This window comes from Methylobacterium sp. B4 (assembly GCF_003201865.1).
In the GTDB taxonomy this organism is placed as follows: Bacteria; Pseudomonadota; Alphaproteobacteria; order Rhizobiales; family Beijerinckiaceae; genus Methylobacterium.
In genome coordinates this window covers 193,482-206,271 of record NZ_QJJJ01000007.1, presented here as the reverse complement: position 1 = coordinate 206,271, position 12,790 = coordinate 193,482, and the positions used below count along the sequence as shown (strand labels likewise).

The following is a 12,790-nucleotide window of genomic DNA, read 5'->3' as shown; positions in this document are numbered from 1 at the left end:
GCGTCGCCCGCTGCGTCGCCGATCAATGGAAACCATGCCGCCAGTGGGTCCTTTTTGGACGCCGATCCCGGGTCCCTTTTCAACGCCGATTGACAGCCACGATAAAGACTTCGAATAAATTTCGACGTAGGGATCATTGGTTCGTCGAAGGATCGTGCATCGAGATACCAATTTTGAAGACGCCGCCCGGATGCGATTAGCTCGGATACGGTCCTGGCCGTCGCTCCCTGCGCGGACGCTGCCGTCGAGAACTTGGCCCAACGGGCATTTCTCGTGGCATGGTGGTCGAGCGTCCGAGGGCCTGTTTGGTTCGCGTGTACCCAGGCCTTCGCTCGTTCTGCGGTGCCGCGGAGCGGCCTCGAAAGGGGATCGAGGGACCGCGGCGGTCTTCGGGAGGTCTCCCTTGAGGCTTCTTACCGAGGCAGGGGAGACCTCAGGATGAGAGGGATGGATCGGGCGAGCGGATCGGCGGACCGGCTGCCTGCATCGGTCAAACAGGCTCCGAGCACGGCGCAGGATTGAACGCGGAGTCGATGCGCGAGGGTGTAGCCCGATCGGACTGCCACGCGCATGAGGGCCGGCCTCGTATAGCTCCGGGCGACTTGGAACCGCGAGCCTATTCCGACCGAGCCGCAAGGGCTTGGGGCCGGGCCGCAAGGGTTTGGGGCCGGCAGGAGCCTTGGATCGCGACCGACTTATCACGACAGACAGGCTTTTTCTCAACCCAGGAGGTGCGCCGTGATATCGTCTCCGGCTTTTCGGTGAGGCCTTCGCGGTACGCCGCGAAGGGATTCCCTGCAATAAATTTTGCTCTACCAGCGATAGTCGCAGATCTGCGTAGGTTTTACGTGAGACGATGCTAACTAAACGCGGCATGCATCTCGGCGATCCATACACATGATTGTCAGGATTTACTCGTCCTGGAAGTACTTGTTCGTTAGATAGGCGACTTCGGTGCGGTTCTTCGCCTTGAGCTTCTTCATGATGTTGCGAACGTGCACCTTGACGGTGCTCTCGCACATGTTGAGTTCGTAGGCGATGATCTTGTTGGGCGTGCCCTTCCGCAAGGCCCGGGCGACGCTGATCTGACGCGGCGAGAAGACTTCGTCGTCCTTCTTGGTCCCTTGCGGCTTGGTCGAGCCGTTGGCGAGCGCGGTGAGCATGCAGGCGGCGGGCATGTAGACCCCGCCGGCACAGACGAGCCGGAAAGCCTGCACGGCGACGTCGAGCGAGCTGGTGGTCGGGATGTATCCCTGCACGCCGAGTTGGAAGATCTTGACGATGACCTCGGCACTCTCGGTGTCCGACATCACGATCACCGAAACGGCGTCGTTACAGCCGCGCAGCTCTGCCAGATCGCGGGTGACGAAGGCGAGCTCCGCGTCCGCCGTCTGCCCGCCCGGCAGGCACAGGACGACGAGGGAGGGCGCCGCATGCACCGCGTCGGCGCGCCAGTGCTGAAGACTGGGGTAGAGCGCGAAGGTCGACAGCTTGTCGGTCCCGCGCAGCGACGTGAGCAGGCACTGACCGACCAGAGGACGATGATCGATCAGGATGATGGTGTGGCCGCTTGTTGCGGCCTTCACGGCTATGGTGTCCGCCGTACTGGCGGCTTGAGAAAGAAACCCATCCTGGTCGACTTGCGACTCAAAGGCGATATGCCGACCAGCCGGAGTACCAACTCGCACGACATCGACGGTGTTCATCTTTCCCCCCTCGGAAATCTGAAATTAATCAATCATCTTTAGTTCGATCCAGTCGGTACCCCCTGCTCACTTCAGCGTCTGATTGTATCGGAGCGCAGTAGCTTTGCATTGAGAAGACGTTAACGGAAAATTAGAGATTCTGTCAATTGGATTGGGTACTCCTTTTGGGTATCCGCAGCAGCGAGTTTGATTTCGAAAAAAGCATATCAAAAGTATATCGCGCAAAATCTGTAATAGAAAAGTTTTGAATAAGTGAATATCTCTAGGCTTGCTTCGGCGTAGAATGTTCTTCTCTGGATGCTGTATACTTTGATGGGGCAATAGCCTTAATGTAATTCTTATGGTCAAGCTCATATTTTATATTAAATATCTTGCGGTGTTGCGCAGTCGCTTTGGCTCTCGAGGGTCGCTTTCAAGTCGAATTTCCTAGATTTATCTTAGGTAAGATCTGGGTCCGCTCTTATTCTCGCGCTTAGTTCCATCGCATGAATAAAAATCAATTTTCCCAGGAACGAATCCGATCATCTTGCGCTTTACGCAAGTATTGGGTCTAAGTATAAACTGCTTAAGCAGTGCTGAAAAGCGGCTCTCGATCCTCGTTCTGTGCAGGATGGTCCGGGCGCGCACTTCACGATGATTCGCGTTCCCGGTCCTGGGCCTCAGGTCCGATGCCGCCGTTACTTCATTGGAGTATGGTTACCGCACGGCGGATCATTTGCCGGCCTCGAAGGGGTAGTTGGTGCACGGCGGGCTGCGCATCCGGGCCGTGCCGTCTACCTCCAAAGGTCGCCGTTTTCGCCGCGATTCGCCCAGGGGCGGCCGAGGGTCGACAGATGAACGTCAGGATTTTTCCGTCCCTGGAATTCATTGATCGGAGTTGGTAGCCGGATTTCCGGGCCTTCGGGTTATCTTTTCATTTAACTACCGCATGGGACGATTCGATTGGAGGCAGGATTGAACTCTCGCTTTCACTTTGACCTTGAGAACGGACGCGAGGCGATCCGTGACGAGGAGGGCGTTTGGGCGATCAATCTCGCCTCCGCGCTGGAGCAGGTGACCGCAGGCGTCGACGAGTTGCGCGCCGCCGGAGAATTCCAGGACATCGACAATGGATGGTTCCTCGTCGTGCGCGACGACGAGGGTGTGGTCAGGAAGTGTCTGCCGCTCTGAGGCGGGCACGATCTGCCCGATCATCGGCGCCTTCCCGCGACGACGTCGGTGTCGAGGGCATTTCCTGAGCGATACTGCGGCGACGGTCTCACCGGCCGGCATCGGCGGCAGGATCGAGGCTCGGCCGAAGCCGCCGGCAACAGGCAGCGCCGCCCCGTGCGGCGCTGCCGATGAGCGGAGCGGGAAAGGTCTTGCCGAGCAGCTCTTGCCGCGGCGGAGAGCTTGCCGCGACGAATTGGGCTCCGTCAGCCCTTGTACTCGATCAGGCCGCTGTCGCGCCGCCGGAGGCGGTCGAGGTGGAAGCGGGCATAGCCCACCATCTGCGGAAGCTTGGCCAGCGCGCAGTGAACACCGTAGGTCCAGGCCTCGCGCTCCACGAAGCCGCGCCGCCTCAGCCCGCGCGCGACCCGCCAGGAGAGGTGTCCGTAGAGGGGAAGTCCCAGGATCGGGAGCAGCGGCGAGATCGGCGTCAGCGCGACGAGCAAAGCCGGGACCGCACCGCCCCAGACCAGGGTGCTCCGGACCTGACTTCGGAAATGCGGGACCGCGGACGCCCTGTGCCGGTCATGCACCCGCGCGAAGGCGTAGCCGGAACGCTCGGTGCGCTTCCACCACTGGCGCATCGTCGTCATGGCGGCATCGTGCAGCGTCATGTCGGCGTCGATGCGCTGGATCGTCCATCCCTGCTGCCGCATGCGCACGCACAGATCCTCGTCCTCCCCCGCGATCAGGATCGGATCGTAGGCGCCGACGGCGTCGAGCGCGGCGACCCGCACCAGGGCATCGCCGCCGCAGGCGGCCGCCGGCCCGACCGGCGTGTTCCACTCGATGTCGCAAAGGAGGTTGTAGACCGATCCGTCCGGATGCCGCTCGCGCCGCCGTCCCGCCACGGCGCCGCAACGCCGGTCCGCCCCGAGCACGCGCAGGGCGGCGGGGAGCCAGCCTTCGAGCACCTCGCAATCGCCGTCGATAAATTGGATGATGACGGTCTCGGGCTGAATCCGGCGCAGATGCACGATCCCCGCATTGCGTGCCCGCGCCGCGGTGAAGGGCAGCCCCGGATCGAGTTCGACCACCTCCGCGCCGACCGAGCGGGCATGGGCGCCGCTGCCGTCGGTCGATCCCGAATCGACATAGACGACCGGCCAGGGCGTGCCCGCGAGCGAGGCGAGGCAGCGTTTGAGCCGCTCGCCCTCGTTGCGGCCGATCACCACGAAGCCGAGAGGACCCTCCGCCGCATCGGAGACGGCCGGGGCGGGGGGGCAGGCGGGAGCCGTCGGGAGGATGCCGGTCACAGGTTGCCTCCGCGAAGATGCGACAGGCCGTCGAAGGCGGTGCCGAGGGAGAACCACTCGCGCAGCAGCGTGAGCAGGAGGAGCGTCGCGAGCAGGACGGCCGTGGCGAGGAGATCGTGCGCGCCGAAGCCTGTCCGCGTGCGCAACTGAGCGATCAGGAGTGCCGCATAGCGAACCATGTCAGCTGTCACGAGGATCGTCAGTGCGGCGAGTATCCCGCCGACCTGGAAGGCGAGCGGCAGGCCGATCAGCAGATATCCGAGCTTGATGCAGCTCGCGACTGTCCCGACTTTCGGGCGGCCCTGACCGATCAGGACATACTCGTTCGTGGTGCACAGGATCGTCGCCCAGCTGCCGAGCAGCAGCGGCGGCAGCATCGCGGCGGCGAGTGCGTAGCGAGGATCGTAGATGGCGCGGATGATGAAATCTCCGCCCGCCGCGGCGCCCCCGATCCCCACTGCCGCGACCAGCAGGAAGCCGAGGCGGATCGGACCGATCTCCCGGCGCAACCGCTCGTGGGGCATGTCGCCGGCCGCCGAGACCAGGGGGAAGACGAGCGAATGACCGAGCCGTCCCGCGAGGGCGGCCGGCAGTTCGGCCATGGTGCGGGCGATGCTGTAGACGCCGAGCAGGGCGAGGGGCACCATGGTGCCGATGTACAGGCGGTCGACGTTGAGGCTGAAGAAGCCGACCATCGACCATAGGAAGATCCATTTGCCGAACCGGACGATCTCGCCGAGATGACGCCGGTCGAGACACAGGCGATTGCGTGATTCGGGCATCAGGAAGCTGGCCACGACCCGCATTACCGAACTCAGTAAATTGCACAGCAGGATCGTCCATATCGTCGGACTCCACGACACCAGCAGCAGCAGGGTGACCGTGCCGATGAAATCCAGAGTCAGGTCGAACATGGTCAGCATCGGCAGCCGCAGGCGCCGCTGCAGCAGGCAGAGCGAGGTCGACGTTGTACCGAGCACTGCGAGCGTCAGCGCCCCGAGCTGGATCGCCGATTCCGGCGCGCCGTATATCTGTGCCAGCGGACCGGCGAAGAGGCAGCAGAGGACGCACAGGATCAGTCCACGCAGAATCTGCAATGTCCACGCGGTATTGTAGAACGCCGGATCGTCGCCGCGCGGGTTGTTGACGATGTTCTGGCCGATGCCGATGTCGGACAGAAGCTCTGCCCCTGTACGGATAACGACGATGATCGCGATCATCCCGAAGACTTCGGGGGCGACAAGCCGAGACAGCATGACGTTGGAGCCGAAACGCAGCACGACGCTGGCCGCGTAGGTGCCGATGGTCCAAGCGCTGCCGCTTAGGATCGCGCTGCGGGAAAGCGCCAGAGCACTACTCACCGTACGGTCTCTTTGATCCGGGAGGGAGATGGACGACGTGCGCGGGCGAAATCGAACGGCTCGATCGAAAGTCTTGGATACGGACGCACGGTCCTCTCCCCACTGGCTGGCTCGGGGCGCGATAGGACTGTCACGATAGCGGCAGGCAGTTCGCGGGACACATGCCGTCCTTCGCCGGAGCAGGCCGAAGGCGATCCCCCGAACGGGGTAAGGTTCTACCTCAAGCGCGCGACGAAACCCCTGAATGGCGCAGGTTCGAGCCGCGCGTGCCCGTGCCTATGTTCGAGGCACCCGGCCTTGCTCGGATAGCGCGACCATGCCCACTGCACTGCTTCTAGCTGCCGGACTCGGCCTGTTCGTGCCGTTCGTCATCTGGGTGCGCGGCGGCGACGTGCTGGGAAAACGTCTGTGGATTCTGTTTGGACTCCTGCCGTTCCTTCAGCCGGCGCTGCCGCAGCTCGACTTCGCACTGTTGAGCTGGGGCGCGGACTGGCCGGGTCTCGTCAGCGGCATCGAGGTCACGGCGTTCGACCTCCTCGTCCTGGCGATCTATTTCGGCCTCAACAAGCCGCGGCTGCCCTCATTCTACTCCGCGGTTCTGGCTCTCTATTTCGTCGCCGTCCTGCTGTCGCTTCTTCAGGCGGCCGCGCCGACGGCAGCCTTCTTCTACTTCTGGCAGATCTGTCGGGCCGGCTTGCTGCTCGTCGTCGTCGCGCGGGTCAGCAGCGATCCCGTGATCCTGCGCTACATCCTGACGGGGTTGGCGCTCGGCGTCGTCCTCGAAGGCTTCGCGACCGCATATCAGCGCTTCGGGCTCGGCACTGTGCAGACCAGTGGGACCTTCGGCCATCAGAACACGCTCGGGCTCGTGCTCCACTTTGCCGTGCTCCCGCAGGTGGCGCTGTTGCTCTCCGGTCGTCGCGACTGGGGCACGGTGCTGGTGCCGCTCGCCGGCATCGCCGCCGTCGTGCTCACGACATCCCGTGCCGCACTGCTGTTCGCGGCGATCGGAATGGTGCTGATCTACATTCTGTCGAGTCTGCGCCGGGTTTCCGCGCACAAAATCCTCATCGGCGCCGCAGGCTTCCTCATCCTTGCGGCCTTCTCCCCGCTCGCGGTCAGCTCCTTCGAGAAGCGCTTCGAGGCCAATCCCTTGAACGAGGAAGAGTACGACGAGCGCGCCGCATTCGAGCGCGCCGCCACCGCGATCCTGCTCGACAAGCCGCTCGGGGTCGGCGCCAACCACTACGTCTACATCGCCAAGAACTTCGGCTACTCGGACGAGGCCGGCGTCATCGCCAACGAGGGCAACCGCAACAACCTTGTCCACAACGCCTACCTGCTCGCCGCCTCCGAGACGGGATGGCCGGGCCTCGTCGGGCTCTTTCTCCTCCTCGCTTATCCCCTTGTGCGGGCCTTCCGCGTCGGCTGGCCCCGCCGGACCGGGCCTGAGGGGGACCTGCTCATCGGGCTCGGGCTCGGCCTGCTCATGGTCTGCCTCCACTCGACGCTCGAATACATCCTGCTCCTGCGCGACAGCCTCTACCTCCTCGCCGTAGTGATCGGAATGATCCTGGGCCTCGCACACACGGTCGAGCGGCGCGCGCGCAGGCCGGAGCCGAGGCCGGCGCCCCTCCCGGCGAGGCGGGAATTCCTCGCCCCGGCCGAGTGACACGGTTTCCGGCTGAAGGGTTCGGTCTGGCCTTCACCTTCGTCTGGGGGGCCATCAAGCGAACCTGGAGCCGAACGGGTGCGCCGGAGGCATGCCATCCACGACGGGCCTTGCTTTGGCCGTGCCGCCCACATCACGGATGGATCCCGGGTGCCGCTACGCGGCTTCGGGGTGACGGGGAGCGGGATACCGAAGCGATCAGTCGGGAGCCGTATGACACGAAGCCCGACGGCACGCGGCCCGCGGGCGCGAGCCCGGCCTACCGCTTCGGGATGAGCGGACTCATCCTTCGACCGCAAAGGACAGGTTGTCCCGTCGCGCAAGGCCCCACAGCATCCGCTCACTGGCCCTCTCGCCGATCCTTTGCCCGCGGATGGGACGATGCCCCTCGACATGACTCGCACGACCCTCGCCCGCGCGCCGCTGGCCTTCGAGGGCGACCGAACGGGCGAGCGCGATGCCGCGGACGCCGTGCCGCGCACCGGCGGCGCCGGGCCGGGCGATCCGGGTCCCGGCAGCGTGCTCCTCGTCACCCACGTGCCCCTGCGTCGGATCGGCGGCCGGCTCTGCCTCGACGAACAGACCTGCGCCGGCCTGGAGCGCTGGGGCGAGAACTTTACCCGCATCACGTTCACCGGGATCGATGCGGGCGAGGGGGCGTCCGCCGACATACAGGCCTCCGCCGTCTGGCGCCCGGTTGCGGATCTCGCCTGCGCGAACCGTCTCACGGTGATCGCCCTGCCCGAGGCCTACCGTCTCCTGCCCTTCGCGCAGCACTATTCCAGCACGCGCCGCCGGCTCGCCGAGGCGATCCGGGCTAGCCGCTACCTCTGCTACACCCTTGGCTCGCTCGCCGGCGACTGGGGCGGCGTCGCAGCCCTCGAATCGATCCGCCAGGGCCGGCCCTACGCCGTCTGGTTCGACCGGGTGGAGCACGCGGTGATCCGCCGGACCTCCGCTGGGGCTCCTTTCCGCCGACGCCTCAAGAACGCCCTCTCCCTGCCCCTGATGGTGCGCTACCACCATCGCCTGATCGCTCGCAGCGCCCTCGGGCTGTTCCAGGGGCGGGATACGTTCGGCGCCTACGCCCCCCGTGCCCGCCACCCGTTCTGCGTCTACGACACGCACACGACCCGCGCCGACCTTATCCCGGAGGAGGCGGTCGCGGAGAAGGCCAAGACACTCCTCGGTGGCGCGCCGCTGAACCTAGTCTATGTCGGGCGAGCCAGCGCTATGAAGGGCCCCCTCGACTGGCTCGAGACGCTGCGCCTCGCCCGGGGGGCAGGCCTGCGCTTCACTGCCACGTGGTGGGGCGACGGCCCCATGCTCGGCGCCATGCGGTCGCGGGCGGAGGATCTCGGCCTCGTCGATTGCGTGGCGCTGCCGGGCTTCGAGGGCGACCGGGAGCGCCTACTCGCCGCGATGCGGGGAGCCCACCTCTTACTATTCTGCCACCTCACGCCGGAATCGCCCCGCTGCCTCATTGAGGCCTTGGTCTGCGGCACGCCGCTGCTGGGCTATGCCAGCCCCTATTCCGAGGATCTGGTGGCGCGCGACGGGGGCGGGCGCCTCTCGGCCATGGACGACCCCGCCGCCCTCGCCGCGCACCTCGTCGCCCTCGACGGCGACCGTGCCGGCCTCGCGACCATGGTGCAGGCGGCGGCCCGCACCGGCACCCGCTTCGACGAGGAGACCGTCTACCGCGAGCGGGCCGACCTGTTGCGACGGAATCTTTAAGGTGGCCGCCCGTCCCCCCGATTGGTTCGCCCGCCTCGGCCGCAGGCTCGGCCCGCTGCTGCTCGCGGGGCTGCTGCTCGGGCACGCGCTGGCCGCGCAGCCGGCCCGGACGACGCCGGACGCGGTCGGCGTGCACGAGGTCACAATCGCCGCCCCCGACATCCTAGCGGTCGAGCTGCAAGATCCCGCCTTCGTCCCGGGCCGCATCCTCGCCCTCGACGCGCCCCACTCGGAGGCGCCCGGAACCTGGATCCGCCACGGGGAGGTTTGGGGCCGGGTGATTGGGCCGCACCGGAGGCATCTGCGCCTCACCGATGCGAAGCCGGGCACGCCTCTCGACCGCCGCGCCGTCGACGCGGCGGAGGGCTACGGCCGGATCGGCGGGCGGCAGGTGCTCGCCGTCTACCGCAAGTCGGTGCCCTACGATTCCGGCATCCTCCGCGGCGAGGGTGGATCGACTCGGGTCGGGGCGAGTTTCCGCCACCACGTCTACCTCAAGCTCGACGGGCCGGTGCCGCGGGGCAACCACGCCATCGTCTGGCCTGGCCAGGTGCTGCCGCCGACGCCCTTCAGCTACGACGACCGGGCGACGCGGGCGATCGCCCTGCGGGGCACGCAAGTCGGGCACGCACCGGCCGACACCGCCAAGACCGCCTACCTCGCCCTGTGGCTGCCGGGCGGTCCCGACGCGGGCGCGGTCGATTTCCGGCGCTACGGCCTGAACCGCTTCGTGGTGCTGGACGGGGACGGCCGGGCGGTCTTCTCCGGCGAGATTCGCCTGCGCACCGCGCCGGATACGCCCGAGCCCGGCAACGGTCTGGCCAAGCCGTTGCCCGACAGCCTCGACATCGGCGGCCTGCGCCGTCCGCTCGACGGCTTCCGGGCCAGGGACGGCTTGGTCTCGGCCCGCGCCCACGGTCTGCGGGCGGGCGAGCGCATCGCCCTGGAGCGGCTCGGCGGCGAGCGGGTGCCCTACTTCGTCACGGTCAAGGAGCCGACCCGCGACGGCTTCACCGCAGCCCTGCCGGACCGCGTGCTGCCCGATTCCGACCGGGCCGGCGGCAGCCTCGCACCGGCCCATCCGGCGAACCGGGCCGGGACTTTCGTGTTCGAGCTCGATTACTCGTCCTGGAGCCCGCGCCGGCCCGGTCCCTACCGGCTCTACGTGCCCGGGCTCGGCGTGTCCGATCCCTTTCCGGTCGCCGACACCGTGTGGCTCGACGCGGCGCGGGTCGCGGTCGGCGGGCTCTACAACCATCGCAGCGGCATCGCCCTCGACGGACGGTTCGGCTTCCGCCGCCCCGCCGCCTTCCGGCCGGGACCCGACCTGCCGATACGCCTGAGCCGCCTTCCGCTTGCCTGGTCCGTCGAGGGCCTGGAGGGGTTCGTCTCAATCGAAAAGGCGGTGGAGCCGGCCTGGCTCACCGGCAGCGACGCCCCGGCGGGCTTCTGGGGCGGATACATGGATGCCGGCGACTGGGACCGGCGCATCCAGCACGTCGACGTGGCCAGCCTCCTTCTCGAACTGTTCGAGGGTCTGCCGCCGCATCTGCGCAAAGCCGATTTCGGCCTGCCGCGATCGAGCGAGCTGCTCGACGATCCGGTCTACGCCGCCACCGACGCCCTGCCCAACCTGCTGCACGAGCCGATCTGGGTGCTCGACTTCTTCCGCCGCCTCCAAACGCCGGACGGCGGCGTCAGCGGCGGCATCGAGAGTGCGGGAGGGCCGCTGCTGGGCGAGCCGAGCTACCTCGAGCATCAGGCGGTCTTCGCCTACGCCCCCGATCCGATCGCGACCTACCGCTACGTGGGCGCCGCCGCCGGGCTCGCGCGCATCCTGCGCGGGCTCGGCCAGGAGGCGCCCGCCGCCCTGTTCGGGGAGAGCGCGCTGCGGGCGTGGCGCTGGGCCGAGGCCGGCTCCGCGAAGCCGGACGCAGCCTATGCCGAGGCCTTGGCCGCGGGACGCGCCACCGGCCTATTCGCGACCGTCCCCTGGGAGACGCGGCGGGCCACGTTGCAGCGGATCACCGGCCCGTTCCGGGTCATGGCCGCCGCCGCCCTGTTCCGCGCCGGCGAGGGCCGCGCCTTCGGGCAGGTCTTCGAGGAGGCCTGGGGCGGTGGCTTCGGCATCGCCGAGCGGCGGGCCGACGCGGCCTGGGACTACGCCGCGGCTGCCGGAGCCGATCCGCGGATCCGCGGGCAGATCGAGGCCGCCCTGGTCCGAGAGGCGACCGGCTTCGCGGCAGCCCAGCGCGCGTTCAGCTATCCGGGCATGAAGCATCCCTACGCGCCAGCCGGCTGGGGCCAGGGCGGTGTGCCGGACGAGGCGATGACCCGCCTGTTCATCCGCGCGCACCGGCTGAGCCGGCACCCGGAGCTGCTGCGGGTGATGGAGCAGACCGCCCAGACCCTGCTCGGCGCCAACCAGCTCGGCCTGAGCTTCACCACCGGCCTCGGTCTGCGCCAGATCCGCCACCCCCTGCACGAGGATCACCGCGCCATGGGCGTACCGGTGCCCCCCGGCATCACGGTCTACGGCTTCGGCCCTCAGGCGGCCTTCTCCCCGGACTGGCTGTTCGGCCCGCCCTGGTCGATCTTCCCCGAGGACGAGCCCGGCATCCCGGCCGAGCGGCGCATCGAGCCGGCTCGCTTCGCCATGCCCTACTTCGAATACCTGATCGAGCATCCGCTGATGGTGATGCAGCAGGAATACACCGTGCAGCAGACCATCGGCACCACCGCCGCCCTCTGGCTCCACCTCGCGGCGCAAGCCGGGCGCCCGACCCCGGCCCGCGATCCCGGCCCGATGCCGGCGGCGCTCTCCTCCGAGCGGCGATGAGGCCGCCTGAACCCACCCGTGGTCCGATGTGAAACCCGGATGGCGATCCTTGGCCGATCCCTCGACATACGCCGTGAGGTACTCGGGGGCTCAACCCTCAGGGACGGCTTGCAGCTCCGCCATGCCCGCGAGGATCGTCTCCTGCAGCGCTGTCGCGACGGCATGCTGGCGGCCTGAGCCGAGCACCACGAACTCGACCTCCCCGATCGGGGGCAACCCGGCCGTCTCCGGGATCGGGGCCAGTCCCGGCGGCATCGCCCTGGCCGAGTGCGGCGTGATGCCCAGGCCCGCTTCGACGGCCGCGCGCAGCCCCATCAGGCTGCCGCTGGTGCAGGCGATCCGCCAGGAGCGGCCCGCGGCTTCGAGAGCATCGAGCGCCAGGGTGCGCGTGATCGAAGGCGGCGGATAGAGCACCAGGGGCAAGGCCAGCGCCGGATCGGGAACCAAGCCCGGTCGGCCTGCCCAGATCAGCTCCTCCGCCCAGGCCAATGCGCCGCGCGGATCGCCGCGTCGGCGCTTGCAGAAGATCACATCCAGTTCGCCCGCGTCGTAGCCCTGGTAGAGGGCCCGGCTGAGCCCGACCGTGAGCTGCAGATCGACCGAAGGGTGGCACTCGGCGAACCGCGCCAGAACCTGTGCCAGGGCCGACAGGGTGTAGTCTTCGGAGACGCCGAGGCGGATGCGGCCGCGCAGGCCGCCCGGCGAGAAGAAGGCGCGAAGCCGGTCGTGCGCCTCCAAGACGTCGCGCGCGAAGCCGATCATGGCTTGGCCATCCGGCGTCGGGGCGACCCGATGGGTGTCCCGCATGAGGAGAGAACGGTCCAGCGCCTGTTCCAGCCGCGCGATATGCCCGCTGACCGTGGACTGCCGCACCCCGAGCGTCTGCGCGGCCGCTGTGAAGCTCCCGTTCTCGACCACGGCCAGGAAGGAGCGGATCTGATCGACGTTCAGGCTGCTCATCATGACTCGTGATAGCCGATATCCCTACCGCTTCAGAGCCCGGCCGGCTT

Annotated in this window: 8 protein-coding genes; 4 read left to right on the top strand and 4 right to left on the bottom strand. The window is 67.4% G+C overall.

The genetic code is table 11. The features are described from left to right. Positions 1–911: 911 nt before the first annotated feature. Complete coding sequence (locus BY998_RS11955; RefSeq protein ID WP_110351837.1) at positions 912–1,706, bottom strand: response regulator transcription factor; 795 nt, start codon at positions 1,704–1,706, stop codon at positions 912–914. Between the two features lie 942 nt (positions 1,707–2,648). On the opposite strand from BY998_RS11955, the gene BY998_RS11950 reads away from it, so the two are divergent. Further along, on the top strand, positions 2,649–2,876 hold the full coding sequence (locus tag BY998_RS11950) for a hypothetical protein (RefSeq protein WP_245421568.1): 228 nt from the start codon (positions 2,649–2,651) through the stop codon (positions 2,874–2,876). 245 nt (positions 2,877–3,121) lie between these two features. Here the strand turns inward: BY998_RS11950 and BY998_RS11945 are convergent, their stop codons facing one another. Together BY998_RS11945 and BY998_RS11940 are read right to left on the bottom strand one after the other, a co-directional pair. After that, positions 3,122–4,171, bottom strand: coding sequence for a glycosyltransferase (locus BY998_RS11945; protein ID WP_210205497.1), 1,050 nt, complete (start codon positions 4,169–4,171; stop codon positions 3,122–3,124). Next, complete coding sequence (locus BY998_RS11940; RefSeq protein ID WP_181425497.1) at positions 4,168–5,532, bottom strand: oligosaccharide flippase family protein; 1,365 nt, start codon at positions 5,530–5,532, stop codon at positions 4,168–4,170. The genes BY998_RS11945 and BY998_RS11940 overlap by 4 nt, the downstream gene beginning before the upstream one ends. A gap of 316 nt (positions 5,533–5,848) precedes the next feature. Between BY998_RS11940 and BY998_RS11935 the strand changes: the two genes are divergently transcribed. From BY998_RS11935 to BY998_RS11925, 3 genes are all read left to right on the top strand, one after another. Further along, a complete protein-coding gene (locus BY998_RS11935) occupies positions 5,849–7,204 on the top strand; it encodes an O-antigen ligase family protein (protein ID WP_181425496.1) in 1,356 nt (451 codons plus the stop codon). Between the two features lie 393 nt (positions 7,205–7,597). Continuing rightward, positions 7,598–8,941 (top strand): glycosyltransferase, encoded by a 1,344-nt coding sequence (locus tag BY998_RS11930; protein ID WP_181425495.1) that lies wholly within the window; start codon positions 7,598–7,600, stop codon positions 8,939–8,941. 1 nt (position 8,942) lies between these two features. Then, positions 8,943–11,780, top strand: a complete 2,838-nt coding sequence (locus BY998_RS11925; protein WP_110351832.1) for a glycoside hydrolase family 9 protein — start codon at positions 8,943–8,945, stop codon at positions 11,778–11,780. Between the two features lie 90 nt (positions 11,781–11,870). Here BY998_RS11925 and BY998_RS11920 read toward each other — a convergent pair whose 3' ends face one another. Continuing rightward, a complete protein-coding gene (locus tag BY998_RS11920; protein ID WP_110351851.1) occupies positions 11,871–12,740 on the bottom strand; it encodes a LysR substrate-binding domain-containing protein in 870 nt (289 codons plus the stop codon). Positions 12,741–12,790 lie beyond the last annotated feature (50 nt).